Here is a 22,346-nt window from a genome sequence, read left to right as displayed (position 1 = left end):
TTGCGCATTCAGGGAACGTCAGCACTTGTACGTGAAGCTCGCCTTGTCCGTACGCACCGGGCCCGGTGAGAGCACCTTGAGCGTGGCCGTGGCCTTGACGTTGCTCTTGCCCGACAACGTCCAGCGCAACGGCACCGAGTAGGACGTCTTGTCCGCGCTCGTGCGCAGGCTGCCCTCGACCACCTCCTTGTCCAGGTTCTTGCGCCACTCGTAGCGGATCTCGCCCACGCCTCCGTTGGTGACGACCGTCGCGGTGAGGACGATCGCGCCGTCGCAGCCCAGCGTCTTCTTCGGCGCCACCACGTCGATCGACCGGACCGCCAGCTCGGGGGCGTCCGTCAGCCGGAACCAGGCCACGATCGCGCCCGCCATGACGACCGCGAAGATCGCCGTGGACAGGATCGTGCGCCGCCGCCGTCGCCGCGAGACCTTGGCCACCCGGCCGCCGGACCGCCTCTCCGGCTGGTGGACGGTCGCCGCGCCGTCACGTCCCTCGCGCCAGATCCGCTCGGCCGTCGTCTCCTGACGGTACTGCTGCGCGGTCCCGGCGGCCCCCGCCCCTGCGCCCGGGCCCACCCCCGGCCCGAACTGCAGGCGCGGCGGCGCCCCCGACGACCCCGACGACGGCACGTGCAGCAGCGTGACGATGTCGCCCTCGTCCTGGGGCACCGGCGGCGGCTGCGCGGCGAACGACGGCGCCTGCGCGAACGCCGACCGGCCGCGTGCCGCACGGGCCAGCGCGTCCCGGCTGATCAGGCCGCCGGGCAGCGCCGCGCGTTCCTGGCTCAGCATGGCGCGGGCCGCGTCGAGGCCGAGCGTGGTGGCCGTGCCGGCGGCCCGCTCGAACAGGCCGGCGGCGCGCGGCGCGGTCTGCGTGAACGAGGCGGCCAGCCCGCGGGCCAGCGACGCCCAGCCCGCCGCGTCCCGCTCGCGCGGCGAGACCTGGCCGCGGATCGCGTCGGACAGGCCGCGCTCCGACAGCAGCGCGGCCCCCTCGGCGGTGATCACCACCGTGCCGGGGTGCACCGAGCCGTGCGTGACCCCGGCGGCGTGCAGCGCGAGCAGCGTCTGCCCGGTCTCCATCAGCACCGACGCCGCCCCCGCCGGGTCGATGGGCGCGCCGGAGAGCAGATCGGCCAGCGTGGGGCTGACCGCCTGCGCGGTGAGCAGCCACACCTGGTCGCCGGCCGCGACCACGTCGGCCACCGGGATCAGCCCGCCCAGGCCGCCCAGCACGAGGTGCTGGTCGGTCATGACCGTGTTCACCACCCGCTCCCGGACGCCGGGCCGGCCGATGACCCGCGGGTCGAACAGCAGCGCCCCGGCCCTGCGGCCGTCCGGCGAGATGGCGTCGATCCAGTTGCCCAGCTCGGTCATCCACGTGTGCTCGGTCAGCCGGAACCCGGCGATGCCGTTCCTGTGGTTGTCCATCCCCCTTGGCCCCCCGGCGCGTCTAGCGCTGCTTCCTGTGGCGTCCCGTCATGCGACGTTTCACCGCAAGTGTGACCGGAACCGCGCCGGACGTCATCAGGCCGAGCGCGAGCAGTCCGGCCTGAGCCTGGCCCACCTTGTCCAGGGTGGGCGTTTCGGTGCCGCCCCCGCCGCCTTCGCCGTCGTCGGTCGAGGTCCTTGTCGGCGTCTGCGATGTCTCCGAGGGACCCGGGCTGGTCGGGGGCTGGCTGGTCGGGGGCGTCCTGGTGGGCGGGGCGGTGGTCGGGGGCGTCGGGGGCGGGGTGCGCGTGGGGGCGGCGGTGGTGGGCCTGCTGCCGTCGCTGGTCGTGCTGTTCCTGCCGGTGATGTCCGGCTCGGGGGAGTCTGTCGGGGTCGGCTTCGGCGTCCTGACCGGCCGCCTGGTCGGCTTCCGCGTCGGGGTCGGCCGGGGCGTCCTGGACGGCGAGGCCGAGGCCGAGGCCGACGCCGTCGGCAGGACGGCCGGCGGGGTCGAGGCCACCGGGTCCGCGGACGTCGGCGTCGGGTCCGGCTCCGGGGTGCTCTCCTCGGGCGTCGCGGTCGGCTCCTCCGTGGGGTCGTCCGTGGGCTCGTCCTCGATCACCGGGTCGGCCCCGGTGGGTGTGACCTCGCTCGTCTGGGCCCGCAGCACCGGCTCGTCGGTGGAGGAGTTGACCAGGATCACGCCCACGGCCACCACCACGCCCACGGCCACCGCGCCGATCGCCACCTTGGCCGAGAGCTTGCTCAGCAGGCGGGCGGGGTCGGGGAAGCGGGTCTCGGTGAGCGCGGTCTGCGTCTCGGCGGGATCGTGCAGCGGGCTCGGGAACAGCAGGATCAGCAGGCCCGCCAGCGCGGCCAGGCGGCGGCGTCCGCGCTCCTCCCAGTCGGCGCCGTACGCCTCGGCCGCGATGGCCTCCAGCTCGGTCAGGAACGCCTCGGCGGACGGCGGCCGCTCGCCCGGCTGCTTGGCCAGGCCGCGTTCGACCAGGTTCTGCAGCGCCGTCGGCACCTCCTCGACGGGCGGCGGCGCGCTCTGGTGCTGACGGGCGAGCGCGGCGATGTTCGGCGCCCGGTAGGGCCGGGTGCCGGTCAGGCACTCGAAGAACACGACGGTGGCGGCGTAGACGTCGGTCGCGGGCCCGGCGGCCCCGCCCATCCACTGCTCCGGCGCCATGTACGGCGGCGTGCCCGCGGCGCTGACCCCCTCGCCGGCCCGGACCGCGATGCCGAAGTCCACCAGCTTGCTGACGCCGTCGCCCTGGACCATCACGTTCTCGGGCTTGAAGTCGCGATGGACGACGCCGATCGCGTGCGCGGCGGCCAGGCCCTGGAGCGAGCCCTTGAGCACGACCAGCGCGGCCTCGGGCCCGGTCGGCCCCTCGGAGCGCAGGATCTCGCGCAGCGAGACGCCGTTGATCAGCTCCATGACGATCGCCGCGCCCTGTCCCGACTCGACGTAGTCGATCAGGCGCGCGTGGTGCGAGCTCTGCAGGGTGCCGAGCAGCCGGGCCTCGTGCCGGAACCTGGCCACGAAGCCCATGTCGGACCTGAGCTCGTCATTGAGGTATTTGATGGCGACTTCCACGCCGTCGTGATCGCGCGTGGCCAGGACCACCCGGCCGGCGGCACCGCTGCCCAGTTCCCGGACTTCGGTGTAGCCGGGGACCCCCCACTGCCCTTCGCCGTACATAAAACGGTCTCCTCTGGAGTCATCGGGCCCCCACCCGCATCAAACGCTGCGTAGCTTAACCAGAGGGAAGGGCTTTCCCGCCACCGATATGCCGATATGGCAGAATTTGCGAGGTTAGTCCGCTGTGTCGGTCTTATTGGATTGTGGGGTTTCCTGTGGTTTGGGCGTTTCCTGTGGCTTTGGGGTTTCTTCCGGTTTGGGGGTTTCTCCAGGGCATTCCGGGGTCTTCCCGGTCGCCCGGTCCGCGCCGCCGTCCGCCGCGGGCGACGTGCTCGCCGTGACCGTCCAGGTGGTGCCGCACGGGACGGTCCTGAGCGCCCGGCTCACCGTCCTGGTGTACGTCGTGTCGCCGGACAGCGTGACCCGCTCCGAGCCGACCGATTCCCCGCCGATCAGGAACCCCACGTCCAGCGTCACCGGCCGGTCGTCGGCCGTGACCACCGAGACGGTCGCCACCAGGCCGTTCTCGCCCAGCCCGGCCCGGACGACCGAGACCTTCCGTACGGCGGGCGGGCAGGCGACCTCGGTGCGGGCGGTCAGGACGCGGTCGCCGGCGCGGACCCGTACCGAGAGGGTGGAGCCGCAGGGGCGCGACCGGAAGGCGTGGGTGAAGACGCGGGAGTAGGCGGTCCGGCCGGACAGGCTCGCCGTACGGGTGCCGACGGTCTCGCCGTCCACCGCGAACGCGGCCTCGACCGGGATCTCGCCGGCGCCGGTGGCGAGCACCCTGACCTGGGCGCGCGCGGTCAGCCCCGGCGCGTCGGGCATCGCCAGCGAGACGAACAGCCCGCTCACCCGTGTCGGGCAGGCCGGCACCGACACCGAGGACGACCGGGGGCCGCCGGGCGCGGCGGGAGAGGTGACGACGGTCAGCGTGACGGTCCGGCCGCAGGGACGTTCGCCGAGGTCCCAGGTGAAGGCGCGGGTGTAGGAGGTCGCGCCGCTGAGCCGCAGCCGCTGGACGCGGCCGTCGTCGCCCGGCGCGGTCCACGTCCCGGTGGCGGTGACGGCGGCGCCCCCGCCGGTCCGGACGGTGACGGAGGCGCGCGCGACGCCGTCGTCGTCGACCGTGACGTCACCGACGCTCACCCCGAGGACGGTCGCGACGGGTGTCGGCGTCGGGGTGGGGGTCGGGGTGGGCGTGGGGGTCGGGGTGGGCGTCACCGGGGGTTTCGGCGTGGCGGTCCTGGTCGGCTTCCTCGTGGGCGTGGGCGTGGGCGTGGGCGTCGGTGTACGCGTCGGCGTGCGCGGGGCGGCGGTGGTGGTGGGCGGTCGCGAGGCGGGGGCCGTCGGCGGCGGCAGCAGTTCCGGCGAGGACGACGGGGACGGCGGCCCCTCCGGCGAGGTCCGCGGCGTCGCCTCGGGCGTCCTCGGCGGCGCGATCACGGCCTCCTCGGTGCCCGGCGGCGCGGCCACCGCCTCGGTCGTGGCAGGCGGCACCGCGACGGCCGCGCCGACCGGCTGCTCGGGCGGCTGCCGCCGGGCGGCGAGCGCGACCACCACCGCCACCGTCACCACCGCCACCAGGGCGGTGCCCATGCCCACCCGCACCGCGTTGGAACGCAGACCGCGGAAGACCGTCCTGGCCAGCGACGTGGTGACCTCGGGGGTGGGCTGCGGCGGGGTCGGCAGCAGCAGCGCGAGCAGGGCCACCAGCGCGGCCAGGCGCCGCCGGCCGCGCTCCTCCCAGTCCTCGCCGTACGCGGCCCGCGCCGTGGCCTCCAGCTCCTCCACGAAGGCCAGCGCGCTCTGCGGCCGGTCCCGCGGCTCCTTGGCCAGGCCGCGCCGGACGAGCTCCTGAACCGGCTCGGGCGCGTCGTGGAAGGGCACCGGGGCGTGCACGTGCTGGTAGCCGAGCACGCTGGCCTCGGTGGACCGGTACGGCCGGTGCCCGGTCAGGCACTCGAAGAAGACCGCGGTGGCCGCGTACACGTCGGTCGCCGGGGAGGCGGGCCTGCCGGCCCACAACTCCGGCGCCATGTAGGGCGGCGTGCCCTCCGGATGCGTGGCCGTGCCCTGCGGCACCGCGACGCCGAAGTCCACGAGCTTGCTCATGCCGTCGTCGCGGACGAGCACGTTCTCGGGCTTGTAGTCCTTGTGCACGACCCCGGACCTGTGGGCCCTGGCCAGGCCCAGCAGCGAGCCCTTCAGCACGACCAGCGCCGCCTCGGGCTCGGTCGTGCCGTTCTCACGCAGCAGGGCGCGCAGCGAGACGCCGTTGACCAGCTCCATCACGATGCAGGCGCCGTTCGGCTCCTGGATGTACTCCCACATCGTGGCGATGTTGGGATCGCGCAGCGAGGTCAGCACCCGCGCCTCGGCCTGGAAGCGGGACAGGGCGGCGGGGTCGCGCAGCAGTGCCTCGGAGAGGTACTTGATCGCGACCTTCACGCCCGTCTCGTCGTGCACGCCCAGCACGACGCGCCCGCTCGCGCCCGCGCCGAGCTGTCTGATCTCCGTGTAACCGGGAGCACTCCACTCCATCGCCCTCTCCCATCAGGAGCCGGCCCACCTGATGAGACGCGTGATCAAGGAGTCGGGTTTGCCAGGTGGTTCCGGAATTATGGAACTACTCCCGATGGAGGATGTGAACCGGTATATCGATACCTTCTGGAAGTGCCGGATCCGGTTGCGGTTCGCCCCAGGTCGTGACCAGCGGATGCACCCCGGCCCAGACCGGAAGCGCATAGTCCTCCTCGTCGTCCTCCGGAGCCCCCTGGCGGATCTTGACCGACGCCTCCGCCAGCGACAGGGCCAGCACGGCCGTGGCGGCCAGCTCCTTGCGCGTGGGCGGGCGGACGTAGTCCCACTGGCCGGGGGCGAGCTGCTCGGTGAGCGCCCGCAGCGCCGCCAGCCGCTCGTCGGGATCGGTGACCAGCCGGGCCCGGCCGTAGACGATCGCCGAACGGTAGTTGACGGAGTGGTTGAAGACCGAACGGGCCAGCACGATGCCGTCCACGTGGGTGACCGTGACGCACACCTCGTCGCCGTCGCCGGCCCGCAGCGACCGGGCGCCGGTGGAGCCGTGCAGGTAGAGGGTGTCGCCGATCCTGCCGTAGCCGGTGGGCACGACCATGGGACAGCCGTCGGCCAGCACGCCCAGGTGGCAGACGAGCCCGGCGTCGAGCACCTCGTAGAGGTCGTTCCTGTCGGTGCTGCCGCGGTGCTTCTCTCGGCCGAGGGTCGTGCGCGGGGTGGAGGAGAGCATGATTCGACGCTAGTCGCGAAGTGGACCTATCCTGTAGGGCCACTAACCGACCCTTCCTAGAGACCACTTCCGTGCGCACCAACGTTGACCTGCCCGTATCCCTGTCCCGCGACTCGGCCGTGCCGCTGACCACCCAGCTCGCCGACTGGCTGCGCCGCGCCATGATGGGCGGCGCGCTCGCGCCGGGCGAGCGGTTGCCGTCCACGCGGGCGCTGGCCGACCAGCTCAAGGTCAGCCGGACGGTCGTCACCGAGGCGTACCAGCAGCTCTACGCCGAGGGCTGGCTGGAGGGGCGCCACGGGTCCGGCACGTTCGTGGCGGCCATGGAGTCGCACGTCCCGCCCCGCGAGAGCCCGTACGAGCCGGCGCCGCCCGCCCGCCGCCCCCAGGGGGAGTGGATCGACCTGCGTCCCGGCGACCCCTGGGTGCGCGACTACGACCGGGCCGCCTGGAAGCGGGCCTGGCGCAGGGCCGGCGAGCTGCCGCCCGGCGACTCGCCCGACCCCCACGGCCTGCCGCGCCTGCGCGAGCTGCTCGCCGACCACCTGCGCAGGGCCAGAGGCATGGCCGTCGGCCCGGAGAACGTCCTGGTCACCAGGGGCACCGGCAACGGCCTCGACCTGTGCGCGCTGGCCCTGCTGTCCGGCGGCGGACGCGCGGGCGTCGAGGACCCGGGCTACCACGTGGCCCGCACGGTGTTCGCGGCCAGGGGCGCCGAGGTCGTGCCCTGCCCGGTCGACGAGGACGGCGTGATCGTCCACGGCCTCCCGCGCGACCTGCGCGTCCTCTACACCACCCCGGCCCACCAGTACCCGCTGGGCGGCCGGCTGCCGATCCCGCGCAGGGAACGCCTGCTGTCCTGGGCCAGGAGCACCGGCGCCACGATCGTCGAGGACGACTACGACGGCGAGTTCCGCTACGACGTCGCCCCCCTGCCGGCCCTCTTCGGCCTCGACCCCACCCGCGTCGTGCTGCTCGGCAGCCTGTCCAAGACCCTCTCGCCCGACGTCGGCGTCGGCTGGCTGGTCGGCACGCCCGACCTGGTGAGCCGGATCGCCGCCGTCCGCGACATGATGTCCGACCGCACCAGCGGCCCGGTGCAGCACGCCGTCGCCACTCTCCTGGAACGCGGCGACCTCGATCGCCACCTGCGCAGGATGCGCCTGGAGTACGCCCGCCGCCGGGCCGCCATCGTGGAGATCCTCGGCCCGGTCTGCCGCCTGCGCGGCGACACCGCCGGCCTGCACGTGCTGGCCGAGCTGCCGGCGGGCGACGTCCAGGGGGTCGTCGACCGGGCCAGGGAGCGCGGCGTGCTGCTCGACCCCGCCGACCGCCACCACCACGACCGCGCCCGCCTGCACGGCCTGGTCCTCGGCTACGGCTCGGCCTCGCTCAGGGACGTCCGGCGCGGCTGCGCGGTGCTGGCCGGCCTGATCCGGGATGCTCAGGGCGGATTGAGTATCTGAGCGCTGGCGGCGGACGTCCCGCCGTCGGCAGGGTGGCGGGCATGAAACCCTGGCTCCTGCTGATCTCGTTGCTCGTCACGGCGGTCACCGCCTGGCTCGTGCTCCACGCGGGCGTGCCCCTGTCCACGTTGCTGTCGCTGGGCCTGGGCGCGGTCTGCCTGTTCTGGCTGGTCGTCCTGCTGACCTTCCCGTGGAACCTGTCCTTCGCCGCCCGGCAGGTGGTGCACGACATCGCGGTCTCCCGCGAGTCGGGCATCGAGGTCCCGGCCCACCGCGAGGAGGAGGCCAGGACGATCGCCCGCCGCATGCTCGTCCTCGCGGTCGCCGGGCACGTGGTCTCGGCCGTCGTGGTCGCGGTGGTGACGTTCTTCTCCGGCCGGCAGGTCGGCTACTACTTCGCCGGGTTCTACCTGCTGGCCACCGCGTTCCGGCCGGCCGGGGCCTACGTCGCGCACCTGCGCGAGCGGGTCAGGACCCTCGGCGGCGAGGTCCGCTACCCGCGCCTCGACGTGATCGCGCTGCGCGGCCAGGTCGAGACGCTGACCGCCGCCTCCGAACGGCTCGCCGGGCAGGTCGAGGAGCTCGGCGGCGAGCTCGCGGCCGCCAGGGCCGGTCTGGAGCAGGCCGACCACGACCTGGCCCGCCGCATCACGCTGATGGCCCGCCGCTTCGAGGAGACCGTGGACGGCCTGAACGACAACCAGGAGATCATCACCGGACTGCGCGCGTTCCTCAGGCTGGTTCGCGCGGACCCCGCGTAGGCGGCTCAAGAGTGCGCAGCACGGGCAGGGAACGGGACACGTACACCGGGTCGACGGGCAGCACGTGCCGGGCCCACCAGCGGGCGGGGCCCGGGTCCGGCGAGGCGTCGGTGAAGCCGGGGGCGTAGTCGTCGTACGGCGGGTCGTACAGGTAGCCGGTGGCCACCCCGCGGCGCTCCAGCTCGGCGACGGCCGCGTCCCGGTCGCGCACCAGCAGCGGGACGCGGAACAGCGGCTGGTCGAGGTTGTCCAGCACGGCGGGCGCCACCGTGGGCAGCTCGGCCAGCCGGGCGATCCCGGCCAGCCGCCGCGCCCGCTCGCCGGGCACCTTGGCCAGGCGCCTGGACTGGTACCAGCCGACCAGCCGCCCCCGCCGGGCGCGGTAGGGCGCCAGGTCGGCGCGTACCCACGGGTCGAACGGCGGCAGCGCGGGCACCTGCTTGAGCGCCAGCTCCAGCGCGTCGGCCTCCAGGGCGATGCGGTAGCCCTCGCGCTCCTCCTGCATGCCGAGGGCGCGCATGAGCGCGAGCGCGGGCCGTACGAGGCCGAGCCGGAGCGCCGCCTGCCGGGCCATGGACGTGGCGACGCTGACCAGGTCGGCGCGGAGCGCGCCGGGGACGAGCAGTTCGTCGCGGGCGCGTTCGAGCGCTTCGAGGTCGGCGCGGTCGGTCACGGCCAGCACGCCGCCCGAGCCCGCCCCCGGATGCTTGGACAGGCTGAAGACCCCCGCCTGTCCGAACGTGCCCAGCGGACGCCCGCCGGGAGCGGTCTCCAGGGCGTGGGCCACGTCCTCGATCAGGATTTTTCCCGCGAAGGCGGACACCTGGTCGGGCAGGCCGTACAGGTTCGTGGTCAGGACGGCGTCCACGGTGGACAGGTCGGCGCGGGAGACGTCGATGTTGCCGTCACGCGGGTTCAGCGGCGCGATCACCGGCCGCAGGCCGGCCGCCAGCACCAGGAAGAGGATCTCGTCGGCCGAGATCGGCGACATGAGCAGCCGCTGACCCGGCAGGCACCAGTGGCGCAGCGCGAGGTAGAGGCCGAGGCGGTTGGAGGGGAGCGACAGGCAGTGCCGTCCGGTGCGCTCCGCGATGAGTCTCACCCTTGTAGGACGGTACGCAGTCGCCCAAAGGTTTTCAACGCTTTGTCCGCGGTCTTGAGCAGCAGCGGGTTGGCCATCACCGTGGCGCGCGTCTTGCGCACCGGCACCCGCATCATCCAGTGGACCCCGGCCGCCACCCCGGCCCTGGCCACCCGGCCCTCGGCCACCTCGTACTGGCCGTTCTTCAGCTTGTCCTTGTACTCCTTCTCGCCCCGGCCCATGTCGATCACCTGGACGCCCGAGGCGGCGGCCGCCTCGGCCATCGCCAGGTGGTGGATGAGCCCGGGGGAGTACTTGGCGAACTGCGTGTCGTAGGCCGGGAACCAGCCGGCCAGCGTCGTACGGGTGCGCACCCCGAAGTGCCCGGCCACCGGCACGTCGTCGACGTAGACCATGTCGAGCACGCCGGCGAAGCCGTCGGATTGGGTCGCGAGCAGCCGCTCGACCAGCTCGACGATCCACCGCTGGGCGAACCGGTCGGTGCGCCCGGTACGCCGGTACTGGTCGGTCTTCCAGCCGAGCAGCGTCTGCAGCGGCCCGGTGTCGGTGATCGCGTAGTCGTGGCGCAGCGCGCCCGCCTCGCGCTGCAGCTTGCGCGACTTGGCCAGGGTCGACTTGTACGTCTTGCCGGACTGGGCCTTCAGCGTCTCGGTGTAGGGGCCGTAGCCGTCGCGCAGGTCGATGATCGGCGAGGGGTGCGTGGTGTGCCGCCCGTCGAGCAGCGGCTGGCCCGCGACCAGGTGGTCGAACTCGTAGACCGACAGCCCGCACGCCTTGATCAGGCGATGCGGGTCGAGGTCGAACCCCTTGGCGTGGACCAGGCCCTGCGCGTCGGTGAGCCCCGCGGCGACCGGCTTGCCGATGCCCAGCGGATGGCGTTCGAAGGGGAAGAAGCCGACGATGTCCGGCCCGTCGTACAGGATGGCCACCCGGACAGGATCCCGCAGATCGCCCACCGTGACCGTGAACTCCGGGGACAGGAAGGGGTTGTCGAAGGCGGCGTCCGACTCCTGAAGGGCGCGCCATCGGCTGATCTCGGGCTGTCCCAGTTCGCGAGGGTGGGCAACGGTGACGCGCATGGGCTCCTACTGTCGGCTTACCACGATCTGACCAGCATGCGGTCAGAGGTGTATGGCCAGATTAAAGGATGAGAATCCATGCCTGGGCTAGGCCGGGCCTACTGTTATGCAACTCTCAGCTGGCTTTCAGGACCGAGTGGCGTTCTAATGTGTTTCCATGACCGTACCAGGGATCGACTGGCCCCGGCTGGTCTCGTGGCTGGGCCTGAACGTGCCGGACGCGGGGGAGCCGCTGTCCGTCTCGCTGATCTCCGGAGGCAGGTCGAATCTGACCTACCTGGTGGAGGCGCGCGAGCGCCGGCTGGTGCTGCGCAGGCCGCCGCTGGGTCACGTGCTGCCCACCGCCCACGACATGCGGCGTGAGTGGCGGGTCATCTCCGCGCTCGCGCGGACGCCCGTCCCGGTGCCCGAGCCGGTCGCCTTCTGCGCCGACGAAGAGGTGGTCGGGGCGCCGTTCTACGTCATGGGGTACGTGCCGGGCGCCGCCGTCCAGACCAGGGCCGAGCTGGGCGAGCCGACGCCGGCCCAGACGCGGCGGCTGTCGGAGCGGCTGGCCGAGGTGCTGGCCGCCATCCACGCCGTGGACTACCGCGAGGTGGGCCTCGGCGACTTCGGCCGGCCCGAGGGGTACATGGCCCGGCAGCTCGACCGGTGGTGCCAGCAGTGGGAACGGTCGAAGACCGCAGACCTGCCCGACTACGACAGCCTCGTACGGCGGCTGCGTGAGCGGCTGCCCGTCACGTCCGACAGCACGTTGGTGCACGGCGACTACCGGCTCGACAACACGCTGGTGCGCCTGGCGCCGCCGCCGGCCGAGATCGAGATCATGGCCGTGGTCGACTGGGAGATGTCCACGCTCGGTGACCCGCTGGCCGACCTGGGGCTGACGCTGACGTACTGGCACGATCGCGGGGACGACGAGCGGGCCCGCATCCCGGTGTCGGGGGACGTGACGGTGGCGCCGGGGTTCATGAACGCCGCCGAGTTCGCCGCCCACTACGGGAAGGTGTCAGGTCGCGATATTTCGGACCTTGGGTTCTATGTGGCCTTTGGCAATTTCAAGCTCGCGGTCATCGTGGAGGGTATCCACGCCCGGTTCAAGCAGGGTAAGACCGTGGGGGAGGGGTTCGACCGCATCGGCGCGGCCGTTCCGACGCTGATCTCCCGCGCCCATCGCATGCTCGACCAGCCCTGACCTTCCGCGTCCATCGCAACGCCCGACCAGTCCTGATCTCCCGCGCCTGGCGCGATGCTCGACCAGTCCCGACCTTCCGCGTCCATCGCGATGCTCGACCAGTCCCGACCTTCCGCGCCTATCGCAAAGCTCGACCAGCCCTGACCCTCGCAAGGAGCGTTATGAGCACAGTTGCACTCATCACCGGAGCGGCGAGCGGCATCGGCGCCGCGGTGGCCCGGCGGTTGTCGTCGGGCGGCGCGAAGTGCGTCCTCGTCGACCGCGACGCCGAGGGGGTCGAGCGGCTGGCCAAGGAGGTCGAGGGCGCGTGGCTGGCCGCCGACGTCAGCAACGAGGAAGCCTCGCTGGAGGCCGTCGCGCTCGCCGAGCAGCGGTACGGCCGCCTCGACCTGGTGCACCTCAACGCCGGCATCTCCGGCGGCGTCGACCTCGCGGACTTCGACCTGGACCGCTACCGCGCGATCGTCGGCGTGAACGTGGACGGCGTCGTCTTCGGCGTGCGCGCCAGCGTGCCGCTGCTGACCAGGTCGGGCGGCGGCGCGATCGTGGCCACGTCCTCGCTGGCCGGGCTGGTGGCCTTCGCCGGCGACCCGATCTACACGATGACCAAGCACGCCGTCGTCGGACTCGTCCGGGCGCTGGCCGAGCCGCTGTCCCAGCAGAACATCCGGATCAACGCCGTCTGCCCCGGATTCACCGACACTCCGCTGGTGGCCGCCGCGCGGGAGATGTTCGTGAACGCCGGATTCCCGCTGCTCACGGCCGAGGACGTCGCCGCCGCCGTCGAGTCGGCCTTCTACGCCGAGACGCCGGGCACCCTTCTCGTCGTGCAGCCGGGTAGGCAGCCGGTGCCGTACCGTTACTCGGGGGTTCCCGGGCCCGCGGGCGGTCAGCGGCCACCCGCTTCCGACTGACGTCAAGTCTGCTGCAAGCGGGACGATTACCGTCATAAGGGCTGGGCGCTGCCCGGTTCTTGATACGTTGCGTGATGGTAAGGAGCGTTCTGTGATTCCCAGCGACGGCAGACACGCGCGCAGACGGTCGCCATGGCCGATCGCCCTCGGGGCGGGCATCCTCGCGGTCGTGCTCGTCGTCGGCATCATGATCTACGCGGGCGTCCGGTCGAGCTCGCGCGTGGGCGACAAGGGCTACAAGGGCGGCGAGGTGGCCGAGGTCGGGCCGACCCAGGCCCCGCCGCAGCTCGAACAGCCGCCTGTGCTCCAGAACTGGCCCCGCTGGGGCGTCACGCACACGCAGTACAGCACGGAGACCGAGCCGCGGCAGGTCGTCGAGCAGGCCAGGGGCATGCTGGGACGGGTGCCGATGCTGCAGAACCAGCACATCATGGGCTGGGGGGTGGGCAACCCCGAACCGAGCCCCGGCCAGTTCAGCTTCCGCGACCTCGACCGGCGGCTGACGTTCATGGCGTCGTCGCGGGCCGTGCCGGTGATCACCCTGTGCTGCGCGCCCGACTGGATGAAGGGCGGGCAGCCCGGACGTACCGACTGGAGCAAGAACCACACCGTCGCTCCCAAACCAGAGCATTTCGACGACTACGCCAAGCTGGCCGCGCGAGTGGCCAGGCAGTACCCGACCGTCAAGTACTACATGGTGTGGAACGAGTTCAAGGGCTTCTGGGACCCGTCGACCAACCGGTGGGACGCCGAGGGATACACGCAGCTGTACAACAAGGTCTACACGGCGTTGAAGAAGGTGGACCCGCAGATCAAGGTGGGCGGGCCGTACATGCCGATCGAGAGCGGCTCGGGCGACGGCGCCTCCGAGCTGAAGGGCCCGTGGGGAACCGTCGACCAGCGGGCGCTCGACGCGATCGAGTACTGGATCCAGAACAAGAAGGGCGCCGACTTCATCGTCGTGGACGGCGCCTCCATGACGACCGACAAGGGGAACGTTCCCGACGACTTCGGCGCGCTCGGCAAGTTCAGCGCGATCACCACGTGGCTGCGGCAGAAGAGCGACGACCTGCCCGTCTGGTGGGCCGAGTGGTACGTCGAGCCGGAGAACTCGGGGTGGAGCGAGGAGCGGCGCACGGCCGTGCAGGCGGCGGCGCTGATGGAGTTCGCCAGGAGCGGCGTCACCACGGCCCTGTACTGGAACCCGCAGGTGAAGGGCTCCGGTGACTGCCCCGGCTGCCTGTGGGCTCCCGGGCGGGGGGACGAGATGCCGATGGCGGGGCTGCTGAGCGGCTTCACCCGGTGGTTCCCGGCGGGGGCGCGGCTCGACGGGGCGGTGACGTCGTCCGATCCCAAAGTGAAGGTGCTGGCGCAGGAGCAGCAGGTCGTCATGGTGAACACGTCCGACCGGGAGGTCACGGCCACGGTGGACGGCAGGGCGGTGACGCTGGGGGCGTACGAGATCAAGTGGGCCGGCAGAGGCGGCACCTGACGACCTCCCCCACCGGGTGGGCCTGCTGGAGCCCACCCGGGAGGGGGCCTTCGGCCCTCAGGGGTGATGCGTGTCGTTGCGTGGCTACCGGGTGGGCCTGCGGAGAGCCTTGCGCCTCAGGTTAAGAGCGACCGACTACCGCCACCACAGGACGAACCGGTCGAACCGGTCGAACGCTCTGGCGTGGCGTACTGACGCTGCGAACACGACGACCCGCCGCCCGAGTTCGCGCCACGGCCCCCCAACCAGCCGTCCGCCCGGCACGGTCCACCACTCCGCTGATCCAGGCAGACGGGAACGTAGAGTGGTGCTCCATAAGCTGAAAGTGACCGACTTGTGATGCCGGGGGCCGTGATGACCGACAGCAGCAACGCCGAGCCGCCCATCGTGCACCTTCTCGACCCGATGAGCGCGGCCTACGACGCCGCCTTCGCCACCTTCCTGGCCCACACCGACCAGAAGATCCGGGCCCGCGAGGAACTGGGCCGGGTCGTGGACCGGCTGCCCCACCGCCGTACACTCATCGACGCCGGCGCGGGGACGGGCGAGACCACCGCCTGGCTGGCCCCCAGCTTCGAGCGGACCATCGCCATCGAGCCCAACGAGCACCTCCGGGCGGAACTGGTCAGGCGGTGTCCTGAGGCGACCGTCCTCGGCCAGGGGGTTGCCGTCGCCGATCCGGGGGAGTCGGCCGACCTCGTGTTGTGTGCGCACGTCCTGTACTACATCCCGCAGGAGTCCTGGCTGCATCAGCTCCAGCGGCTGGCCTCCTGGACCGCCGAGGGCGGCTTCACCGTGGTCGTCATGCAGAACCCCGACAGCGACTGCATGCGCCTGCTGCGGCGTTTCACCGGGCACCGCTACGACCTGGACGCGCTCGGACGCGCCTTCGCCGCCACCGCCGGCGCCGAATGGGAGATCGGCATCAGCACGGACCCGGCCTCCGTCACCATGCCCGACCTGGAAACCGCCCTGGCCGTCGCGCAGTTCATGCTCAACGTGGTCCCGCTGGCGCAGCCGCCCGTCGTGGACGAGGTCGCCGCCTACCTCCAGGAGCACTTCCGCACCCCGGACGGCTACCGTCTGAGCTGCGACCAGGACTTCCTGGAACTACAACGCAACGGCCCAGACACCTGACAGGCCCGTACGCCTGACCGGCCCGACGCCCGAGCGGCCCGGACACCGACCGGCCCGTACGCCTGACGGCCCGTACACCTGAACGCCCCGACATCGTGAACGGCCCAGGGGCTTGAGCGGCCGGACCATCCGAGCGGCCCGGACACCCGAGCAGGCCGCTCGCGCCCGAACCCCCTCAGCCGACCTGGGCGTGCGGCGGTGTGACGGCCATCGTGAAGGCGGTCTCGGTGAGGAGCGCGTGATCGAAGGAGATGTGCGGCCGCGTGCCACGTTCGAGCTGCTGCAACCCGAGCACCACCGCCAGCGCGAGCAGCGCGCGCCGTTCCGCCTCCTCCGCGCCGAAGCCGAGCTCCACCAGGAGCCCGGCGACGAAGTCGACGCGGCGGCGGGTGACCCGGGTGACGACGTCGGCGACGCCTTCGTGTTCGGCGTCGAGGTAGAGGCGGCTCTCGCCGCCGCGCCGCCCGGCGCGGGCCGCGACCGTGCCGAACAGGGCGCGCAGCCGGGCGCGTGGGCCGGCCTCGGCGGAGGCGGCCGCGATGATGTGCTCGGTCTCCTCGGCCTCCCAGCGTTCCATGACGGCCCGGACGAGCGCGCCGCGGTCGGCGTGGTGCCAGTAGAAGGAGCCCTTGGTGGTGCCGAGGTCGCGGGCGACGGCCTCGACCCGCACCGAGTCCAGTCCGATCTTGGTGAAACGCGCGTATGCGGCGTCCACCCACTGTTCCGCCGTGATCCTGCGGCCCCCTTGCGCCATTTGCCATACGGTACCGTATAGTCCTGACCATACGGCACCGTATGGAGGCGTCATGAGAACACCCGTCTACTGGTCGTCCGCCCTGGAGGACATCCCCGCGCCCGACTACGCCGACATGATCGTCGGCGTGCTGCCGCCCCGCGCGACCGACGATCCGCGGGTCTGGGCGAAGACCATCTTCTCGATCAGGTCGATGCCCCGCTGGATCACCGCGGCCATGGGGCTGCGGCAGGCGATCGTGCCGCTGATCGGCATCCCGCGCGCGCCGCGCGACGTCTTCCGGGTCGGCCGCGTCGAGGGGGACGAGGCGCTGATCGCGGCCGACGACCGGCATCTCGACTTCCGCTGCGGCGTGGGGGTCGACCGGGAGGCCCGGCTCGTGCGGGTCACGACCACGGTCCGGCTGAAGGGGTGGCGCGGCCGGCTCTACTTCTGGCCGGTACGCCTGGTGCACCCGATCGTCGTCCGGGCCATGCTCCGTTCCGCCCAGCGCCGCCTGGGAGCGCCTAGAGGGTGACGACGACCTTGCCCGTGGCGTGGCCCTGCTCGACGTGGGCGATGGCCTGCGGCACCTCGTCCAGCCGGTACGTCCGGCTGACGACCGGGACGACCTCGCCCGCCTCGACGAGCCCGCGTACGGCGGCCAGCGCGTCCCGGTCCTCGGCCGTGACGAAGTTGACCAGGCGCTGCCGGACGAACGGCTTGGCCGCGAGCACGCGCAGGATGCGCCCGGACGGCCCGAGGAAGGCCCCGCCGCCGGAGCCCGAATTGGGGATGTAGGTGCCGGTACGGGTGAGGACTCGCAGGCAGTCCGACAGGCGCCGGTCGCCGATGTTGTCAAGGATGAGGTCGTAGCGGCCGGTGTGGTGGGCGAAGTCCTGCCTGGTGTAGTCGATGATCTCGTCTGCCCCCAGGGACGCCACCAGCTCCGCCTTGCCGCCGCTGCACACGCCCGTCACCTCGGCGCCCAGCGCCTTGGCGATCTGCACCGCGAACGTCCCCACCCCGCCCGCCGCGCCGATGACCAGCACCTTCTGTCCCGGTTTGACCTCGCCTCTGGTGGCCAGGGCCTCGTAGGCGGTCAGCGCCGCCGACGGCACGGCCGCCGCCTGCTCGTACGTCGTACCGGCCGGCTTCGCCAGCAGCGCCTTGTCCTGCGGGACGGCGACGTACTCGGCGAAGGCGCCCTGGCAGTGGCCGAACACCTCGTCGCCGATCTTCAGCCGGGTGACGTTGCGGCCGGTCGCCTCGACCTGCCCGGCCAGGTCCATGCCGAGCCCGCCGAACCTCGGCCGGCGCAACCCGGAGACGGCCCGCATGACGTACGGCAGGCCGCGCACGTAGTGCCAGTCGCCGGGGTTGACGGCCGCCGCCCGCACCCGGACCAGCACGTCGTCGTCGCCGACCGCGGGCGGGTCGACCTCTCGCAGCTCGATGACGGTATCGGGCGGCCCGTAGGCGGCGTAACGGATGGCCTTCATGGCACGCTCCTACTCGACGGTTCTCAGGATCTGCTCGATCGACGCCGTACGGGCGCGCAGCTCGGCCAGGTCGGCGGCCGAGCGCTGCTGGGCGTCGAGGGTGTTCTCGGCGAGCTGCTCGAACCGGTGCACCAGCCGACGCAGATCGTCCTTCTGCATGGCCTCCAGCTTCGCCTTGCGGAAGTCGAAGAGGCCGACGATGACCAGGCAGATCAGGAAGCCGGTCACGAGCAGCACGCCGAGGATGAAGATCACCTCGGGCCAGGCGGTGGGCATCAGGGGCGCTCCTTGGGCTCCGGGTCGGGCGCGGTGAGGGTCTTGGCCGCCTCGGCCAGCGCCGCGGCGGTGAGGTGGAGGTCGAAGTCGGTGACTTCGTAGTACTTCATGGCCTTGCCGTCCTCGGAGAGCTCCAGCGTGCCGACGATCAGGCCGGCCGCTTCGAGCCGCCGCAGGTGCATGTGGAGGAGCGGACGGCTGACGCCGATCTCGCGGGCCAGATGGCTCACGTAGTCGCGGCCGGCGGACAGGGTCGCGAGGATGCGCACCCGCAGGGGGTTGGCCAGCGCCGCCAGCATCTCGACCAGTTCGTCACCGGTCGGCCCGGCATCCGTCATGATTTCCCGTCACGTGAAAGGTTTTCCTTACACGTCCGAGCGTACCTCGCCCAAGACGGTTTGGACAGACGAGTTTCAGGCGATCTGTGCGGAGCCGCGGGCCTTGCGCCGCTCGCTCGTGGGCCTGCGCCAGTATGTGAGGAAGCGCAGCACCCACTCCACCGGCCCGTACCGGTGTCCCTTGAGCCACCAGTGGCTGTAGAGCACCTGGACGACGAAGATGGCCAGCGCGATCAGCACCTCGACGGCCGGGCTGACCCGGTCCACGAGGGCCAGGCCGTAGCCGGTGAAGATCAGTGAACAGATCAGCGACTGGCCCAGGTAGTTCGACAGGGCCATCCGTCCGGGAGCGGCCAGGGCCCGGCCCACCCGCGGCAGGTACGGCAGCACCCGCAGGAACGTGGCCGCGTACGCGGCGGCCAGCAGCGGCGCGGTCACCAGGTCCACGGCCTCGCCCAGGAACTTGTTCACCGTGCCGTTCCAGGCAGACTGCGTGTAGACGAAGGCGCCGGTCAGGCCGACCGTGAACCCGGTCCACTGCAACCTGCGCAGCGCCACCTTGTGCGCCGACAGGTTCCGCAACACGCCCAGCTTGCCGACGGCCAGCCCGATCAGGCACGCGGCCAGCACTGCCGGCCCCTGGAACAGCACGCGCAGCAGGACGATCAGCGACAGCTTGCGCATGTGCTCGGAGATGATCTGCCAGAACACCCCGCCGAGCGCGGTGTCGGACCTGGCGGCCTCGGCGGTGCCCTCGGCGACCGTGCCGGACGCGTCGAGGCCGACCATCGCCAGCAGGGCCAGCATCAGGAACCCGAACGCCAGCATCAGCGTCAGCAGCCCGGCCAGCACGATCGCGGTCTTGGGGCCGATCCTGCGCAGCACCAGCAGCGCGATCCCGACGAACGCGTACGTCGTCAGGATGTCGCCGGGGAACAGCAGCACCGCGTGGGCCAGGCCGAGCAGCAGCAGCCCGGCCAGGCGGCGCAGGAACATCGGCACGAACGTCCGCCCCTGCCGTACGGCCGAGTCGAGCTGGAGCGTGAAGCTGTAGCCGAACAGGAAGGAGAACAGCAGGTAGAACTTGTTCTCCATGAACAGCGTCACGAGCCAGCGCACGACCCAGTCGAGCGAGGAGTCGAAGCCGGGCTCCGCCATCCCGGCCATCCGGTAGCCGGAGGCCAGGAAGGCGATGTTGACGACGAGGATCCCCAGCAGGGAGAAGCCACGCAGGGCGTCTACAGAAGTGATCCTCGCGGCCGCGAGTCGTGCGTCGGGCATGGCGGGAAGTGTCTCCTGTGTCCTCATCAGGCGTACATCATCCCGCAAAACCTTAGCGTTTCCTGTGAATTCAGTTATTTAGTGCTATGTGGATGAATCTCTCAATGATCACTGCTACAGAGATCAAAAACGCCGGGATGGCCAGGAACATCAGCCCTCTGCGCGCCCGTCGCGCCCGGTTCGGCCCGTTCAACCCGATGACCTCGTAGCCGAACAGCGCCACCCAGGTCACGACCAGCGCCCCGATGCCGACGGGCGTCCACGGTGAGGTGGGGTCGCCACGGCCCTTGTAGGGGTTCGGATCGGGGATCTCCGTCCCCTTCACGAACTTCTTCCACGTGTAGAGCGCGGCGTCCTCGTTGGAGAAGACCTTCTTCAGGTCGGGTGAGGCGTCCAGCGCGGCCCGGAACCGCTGCCCCCAGTCCTCGGGGAAGCCCTCGTTGAGCTGCAGGTAGCTGACCTGCCCACGGCTCACCATCAGGTACGAGTTGCGCGGCTGCTCCTTCAGCTTCGCCACCGCGTCGGCGATCTGCGTCGGGTCCTTGTGCACCAGCGCCTGCACGCCGAAGTTGACCAGCTCGACGTCCCGTTCGCCCCACGGCAGGGTGGGCGTGACCTCCGGGCCCTCCTTGGGCACCAGGTAGAGCACCTTGGCGCTCGGCTTGTCGTGGTCGTACACGTAGTGCAGGGCGGCCACCTCGCCGGTGGTGACCCGCTCGAACTTCTCGTTGCCGTACCGGGCCAGCAGGAACGCGAACGCGAACAGCACCGCGAAGCAGGCCGCGAGCACGACCGAGAGCTTCCTGGTCAGCTCGGGGTTGAAGCGCACGTTCCGTCTGCGCAGCGGCACGGTCTCCTCGCGCACGTCCGCGCTGTCGGCCGGCAGGTTCGGGAAGAACGCGTACGCGGCCAGCAGGCAGGAGCCCGGCAGCGCGAACATGTAGATGCGCAGGCCGATCTCGCCGCCGTAGCTCTGCAGCCCCAGCGCCAGCACCGGCACGCACAGCAGGATCAGCGCGGACCGGTCGAACACCCCGCGCCGCAGCCGCCGGAACAGCCCGGCCGCCGCCAGCGAGAGGATGACCCCGAGGATGCCGAGCCGCGCCTGCAGCACCATCGCGTGCGCGGGGTCGCTGCCCTCGACGCGGTCGGAGGTGGCGCTGCCGATGTTCTGCCAGATCTTGCCCAGACCGCCGAAGATCGCGTCGATCTGGCCCGCCCAGAACCCCACCGTCATGTAGCTGATCCACGCCAGCGTCACGAGCCCGAGGAAGAACGGCATCGCCCACGACAGCGAGGTGCGCTTGAAGATCAGGAACGCCGTCACCACGCCCATCATCATGAACGGCGTGATCTGGTGCGAGGCCACCGACGCGAAGAACAGCGCCAGCAGCATCAGCAGCATCAGCAGCTTGTCGGCCCGGTAGGTGCCGGTGTTCACGATCTCGCCGGGCGTCATCGCGTCGAGCTTGCCGAGCAGCTTGCGCAGCCCCTTGGGCGGCACCGGCTTCGTACGCGGCTCCACCCGTCCGAACCACCGCAACAGGATCGCCACGAACGCCAGATAAAGGGCGAACGTGAACCCTTGCGGCGAGAAGTAGTCCTGCCCGATCCACTGCACGAGGATGAACAGCAGCGCCGCGAACCAGCGGGCCCGCGTCGTCGCCACCACCTGACGCAGGATCAGGACGAATGGGAGCAGATAGAGCAGGTTCGACAGCAGCGGCGTCCATTGCAGGATCGTCGTCATGTCGGTGATGCCGGCGGCCTTGGTGACGAACGCGAACAACGCGAAGAAGCCCGGCCAGCCCATGCGGGCGTCGATGCTGATCGCGGTCTCGCCCGTCCGGGAGATGAACTCCACGAAACCGGCATGGATGTACGCCGTGGGGAAACGCGGCTCGCTGGCCACCAGCGCGCCCGCGCCGTGCAGGGCGAACGTGATGGCGGCGATCTGGAACAGCAGCAGGAACTTGCGGTCGGTGCTCTGGGCGACCGTGACGAAGAACGACGCGATCATGATCAGGATGGCGATGAACGCCGTCGTGGGCAGCGCCGAGATCAGGCCCAGGCCGTTGATGTTCGCCGGGTCCACACCCCGCAGCGGGCCCGGGGGCACGCGCAGGGCGAGGATGTACATGAGCAGGCCCTCAAGCACGAGGACGACGGGCAACCACTTGGGCGCGCTCGCGATCAGCGCCCCGACCCGCCCCCCGGCGACCCTGCCCTTCTGCCCTGCCGCGACGGGCGCGCCTCCGGCAACTTGGCCCTTACCTGCGGGTACGTCGACCCGCTCGACAACCGGAGCCCCCACAACCGCAACCCCCGGCCCCCCGGCAACACCGCCACGGGAAGCACCCCCCTCGGCGGCACCACCCCCGGAAGCACCGCCGGCGGTAGCGCCACCGGCCGGGCCGCCATCGGAGGCGCCACTCCCGGGAACGCCACCAGCGGAAGCGCCACCTCCGGGAGCACCGCCAGCGGGAACGCCACCAGCGGAAGCGCCACCAGTCGGGCCACCATTAGCCGCACCGGCACCGGCGGCACCGGCGGCACCGGCGGCACCGGCAACGGTCGTCCTGGAACCGGGCGCGCGGAAGGCGACGGTCCGGCCGTCAGCCTCTCCGGCCTCAGGCCCTTCACCCTCAGCCTCGCCATCACGGCCGACCTCGCCGGCAGCACCGCCAGCACCGGCGACCTTGGCACCGGCCTCACCGGCA

Annotated in this window: 19 protein-coding genes; 7 read left to right on the top strand and 12 right to left on the bottom strand. The window is 71.6% G+C overall.

Going from position 1 to position 22,346, the window contains the following annotated elements; translation table 11 throughout:
• Positions 1 to 18: 18 nt before the first annotated feature.
• The 4 genes from AB0J97_RS04905 to AB0J97_RS04890 form a co-directional block, all read right to left on the bottom strand.
• Complete coding sequence (locus AB0J97_RS04905; protein ID WP_364084587.1) at positions 19 to 1,431, bottom strand: hypothetical protein; 1,413 nt, start codon at positions 1,429 to 1,431, stop codon at positions 19 to 21.
• 22 nt (positions 1,432 to 1,453) lie between these two features.
• The gene (locus AB0J97_RS04900; protein WP_364084584.1) at positions 1,454 to 3,142 is read right to left on the bottom strand and encodes a protein kinase; all 1,689 of its coding nucleotides are present in this window, start codon (positions 3,140 to 3,142) and stop codon (positions 1,454 to 1,456) included.
• Between the two features lie 114 nt (positions 3,143 to 3,256).
• Entirely contained in the window at positions 3,257 to 5,626 is a 2,370-nt protein-coding gene (locus AB0J97_RS04895) for a serine/threonine-protein kinase (RefSeq protein ID WP_364084581.1), read from the bottom strand.
• Positions 5,627 to 5,711: 85 nt separating this feature from the next.
• Positions 5,712 to 6,350 carry a pyridoxamine 5'-phosphate oxidase family protein gene (locus tag AB0J97_RS04890; RefSeq protein ID WP_357699243.1) on the bottom strand — a complete coding sequence of 213 codons (639 nt, stop codon included), beginning with the start codon at positions 6,348 to 6,350 and terminating at the stop codon, positions 5,712 to 5,714.
• 71 nt (positions 6,351 to 6,421) lie between these two features.
• Between AB0J97_RS04890 and AB0J97_RS04885 the strand changes: the two genes are divergently transcribed.
• Together AB0J97_RS04885 and AB0J97_RS04880 are read left to right on the top strand one after the other, a co-directional pair.
• A complete protein-coding gene (locus AB0J97_RS04885) occupies positions 6,422 to 7,816 on the top strand; it encodes a PLP-dependent aminotransferase family protein (protein ID WP_364084578.1) in 1,395 nt (464 codons plus the stop codon).
• Positions 7,817 to 7,857: 41 nt separating this feature from the next.
• Positions 7,858 to 8,577, top strand: a complete 720-nt coding sequence (locus AB0J97_RS04880; protein WP_364084575.1) for a hypothetical protein — start codon at positions 7,858 to 7,860, stop codon at positions 8,575 to 8,577.
• On the opposite strand, the gene AB0J97_RS04875 is transcribed toward AB0J97_RS04880, so the two are convergent.
• Both AB0J97_RS04875 and AB0J97_RS04870 read right to left on the bottom strand, forming a co-directional pair.
• A complete protein-coding gene (locus tag AB0J97_RS04875) occupies positions 8,549 to 9,679 on the bottom strand; it encodes a DegT/DnrJ/EryC1/StrS family aminotransferase (RefSeq protein ID WP_364084572.1) in 1,131 nt (376 codons plus the stop codon). The genes AB0J97_RS04880 and AB0J97_RS04875 overlap by 29 nt on opposite strands.
• Positions 9,676 to 10,758 (bottom strand): GNAT family N-acetyltransferase, encoded by a 1,083-nt coding sequence (locus AB0J97_RS04870; protein ID WP_364084569.1) that lies wholly within the window; start codon positions 10,756 to 10,758, stop codon positions 9,676 to 9,678. Before AB0J97_RS04870 ends, AB0J97_RS04875 begins: the two co-directional genes overlap by 4 nt.
• Positions 10,759 to 10,915: 157 nt before the next feature.
• Here AB0J97_RS04870 and AB0J97_RS04865 point away from each other — a divergent pair, with 157 nt between their 5' ends.
• The 4 genes from AB0J97_RS04865 to AB0J97_RS04850 all read left to right on the top strand — a co-directional run bounded on the left by AB0J97_RS04865 (position 10,916) and on the right by AB0J97_RS04850 (position 15,496).
• Entirely contained in the window at positions 10,916 to 11,953 is a 1,038-nt protein-coding gene (locus tag AB0J97_RS04865) for a phosphotransferase family protein (protein ID WP_364084566.1), read from the top strand.
• Between the two features lie 161 nt (positions 11,954 to 12,114).
• On the top strand, positions 12,115 to 12,867 hold the full coding sequence (locus AB0J97_RS04860) for an SDR family oxidoreductase (protein ID WP_357699255.1): 753 nt from the start codon (positions 12,115 to 12,117) through the stop codon (positions 12,865 to 12,867).
• 91 nt (positions 12,868 to 12,958) lie between these two features.
• Entirely contained in the window at positions 12,959 to 14,359 is a 1,401-nt protein-coding gene (locus AB0J97_RS04855; RefSeq protein ID WP_364084563.1) for a xylan 1,4-beta-xylosidase, read from the top strand.
• A 354-nt stretch (positions 14,360 to 14,713) separates the two neighbouring features.
• Complete coding sequence (locus tag AB0J97_RS04850) at positions 14,714 to 15,496, top strand: methyltransferase domain-containing protein (protein ID WP_364084560.1); 783 nt, start codon at positions 14,714 to 14,716, stop codon at positions 15,494 to 15,496.
• Between the two features lie 175 nt (positions 15,497 to 15,671).
• Here AB0J97_RS04850 and AB0J97_RS04845 read toward each other — a convergent pair whose 3' ends face one another.
• On the bottom strand, positions 15,672 to 16,250 hold the full coding sequence (locus tag AB0J97_RS04845) for a TetR/AcrR family transcriptional regulator (RefSeq protein WP_364084557.1): 579 nt from the start codon (positions 16,248 to 16,250) through the stop codon (positions 15,672 to 15,674).
• Between the two features lie 52 nt (positions 16,251 to 16,302).
• On the opposite strand from AB0J97_RS04845, the gene AB0J97_RS04840 reads away from it, so the two are divergent.
• Positions 16,303 to 16,767: a DUF2867 domain-containing protein gene (locus AB0J97_RS04840; protein ID WP_364084554.1), complete on the top strand. Its 465-nt coding sequence runs from the start codon at positions 16,303 to 16,305 to the stop codon at positions 16,765 to 16,767.
• Here the strand turns inward: AB0J97_RS04840 and AB0J97_RS04835 are convergent.
• From AB0J97_RS04835 to AB0J97_RS04815, 5 genes are all read right to left on the bottom strand, one after another.
• Positions 16,757 to 17,731 carry an NAD(P)-dependent alcohol dehydrogenase gene (locus AB0J97_RS04835; protein WP_364084551.1) on the bottom strand — a complete coding sequence of 325 codons (975 nt, stop codon included), beginning with the start codon at positions 17,729 to 17,731 and terminating at the stop codon, positions 16,757 to 16,759. The genes AB0J97_RS04840 and AB0J97_RS04835 overlap by 11 nt on opposite strands.
• Positions 17,732 to 17,740: 9 nt before the next feature.
• Positions 17,741 to 18,007 carry a hypothetical protein gene (locus AB0J97_RS04830; protein WP_357699267.1) on the bottom strand — a complete coding sequence of 89 codons (267 nt, stop codon included), beginning with the start codon at positions 18,005 to 18,007 and terminating at the stop codon, positions 17,741 to 17,743.
• Entirely contained in the window at positions 18,007 to 18,345 is a 339-nt protein-coding gene (locus tag AB0J97_RS04825; protein WP_357699269.1) for a winged helix-turn-helix domain-containing protein, read from the bottom strand. Before AB0J97_RS04825 ends, AB0J97_RS04830 begins: the two co-directional genes overlap by 1 nt.
• A gap of 75 nt (positions 18,346 to 18,420) precedes the next feature.
• Positions 18,421 to 19,626 carry a DUF418 domain-containing protein gene (locus AB0J97_RS04820; RefSeq protein ID WP_364084546.1) on the bottom strand — a complete coding sequence of 402 codons (1,206 nt, stop codon included), beginning with the start codon at positions 19,624 to 19,626 and terminating at the stop codon, positions 18,421 to 18,423.
• A 70-nt stretch (positions 19,627 to 19,696) separates the two neighbouring features.
• The gene (locus AB0J97_RS04815) at positions 19,697 to 21,940 is read right to left on the bottom strand and encodes a hypothetical protein (RefSeq protein WP_364084543.1); all 2,244 of its coding nucleotides are present in this window, start codon (positions 21,938 to 21,940) and stop codon (positions 19,697 to 19,699) included.
• Between the last annotated feature and the right edge of the window lie 406 nt (positions 21,941 to 22,346).

Source organism: Nonomuraea sp. NPDC049607, assembly GCF_040675375.1.
In the GTDB taxonomy this organism is placed as follows: domain Bacteria; phylum Actinomycetota; class Actinomycetes; order Streptosporangiales; family Streptosporangiaceae; genus Nonomuraea.
This window is presented reverse-complemented; position numbering and strand designations above follow the sequence as displayed.

What these genes read in the sequence shown, in the direction of transcription:
- AB0J97_RS04905 (WP_364084587.1), bottom strand. Translation starts at nt 1,431, where the DNA reads ATGGACAACCACAGGAACGGCATCGCCGGGTTCCGGCTGACCGAGCAC.
- AB0J97_RS04900 (WP_364084584.1), bottom strand. Translation starts at nt 3,142, where the DNA reads ATGTACGGCGAAGGGCAGTGGGGGGTCCCCGGCTACACCGAAGTCCGG.
- AB0J97_RS04895 (WP_364084581.1), bottom strand. Translation starts at nt 5,626, where the DNA reads ATGGAGTGGAGTGCTCCCGGTTACACGGAGATCAGACAGCTCGGCGCG.
- AB0J97_RS04890 (WP_357699243.1), bottom strand. Translation starts at nt 6,350, where the DNA reads ATGCTCTCCTCCACCCCGCGCACGACCCTCGGCCGAGAGAAGCACCGC.
- AB0J97_RS04880 (WP_364084575.1), top strand. Translation starts at nt 7,858, where the DNA reads ATGAAACCCTGGCTCCTGCTGATCTCGTTGCTCGTCACGGCGGTCACC.
- AB0J97_RS04870 (WP_364084569.1), bottom strand. Translation starts at nt 10,758, where the DNA reads ATGCGCGTCACCGTTGCCCACCCTCGCGAACTGGGACAGCCCGAGATC.
- AB0J97_RS04865 (WP_364084566.1), top strand. Translation starts at nt 10,916, where the DNA reads ATGACCGTACCAGGGATCGACTGGCCCCGGCTGGTCTCGTGGCTGGGC.
- AB0J97_RS04860 (WP_357699255.1), top strand. Translation starts at nt 12,115, where the DNA reads ATGAGCACAGTTGCACTCATCACCGGAGCGGCGAGCGGCATCGGCGCC.
- AB0J97_RS04850 (WP_364084560.1), top strand. Translation starts at nt 14,714, where the DNA reads ATGACCGACAGCAGCAACGCCGAGCCGCCCATCGTGCACCTTCTCGAC.
- AB0J97_RS04845 (WP_364084557.1), bottom strand. Translation starts at nt 16,250, where the DNA reads ATGGCGCAAGGGGGCCGCAGGATCACGGCGGAACAGTGGGTGGACGCC.
- AB0J97_RS04840 (WP_364084554.1), top strand. Translation starts at nt 16,303, where the DNA reads ATGAGAACACCCGTCTACTGGTCGTCCGCCCTGGAGGACATCCCCGCG.
- AB0J97_RS04835 (WP_364084551.1), bottom strand. Translation starts at nt 17,731, where the DNA reads ATGAAGGCCATCCGTTACGCCGCCTACGGGCCGCCCGATACCGTCATC.
- AB0J97_RS04830 (WP_357699267.1), bottom strand. Translation starts at nt 18,007, where the DNA reads ATGCCCACCGCCTGGCCCGAGGTGATCTTCATCCTCGGCGTGCTGCTC.
- AB0J97_RS04825 (WP_357699269.1), bottom strand. Translation starts at nt 18,345, where the DNA reads ATGACGGATGCCGGGCCGACCGGTGACGAACTGGTCGAGATGCTGGCG.
- AB0J97_RS04820 (WP_364084546.1), bottom strand. Translation starts at nt 19,626, where the DNA reads ATGCCCGACGCACGACTCGCGGCCGCGAGGATCACTTCTGTAGACGCC.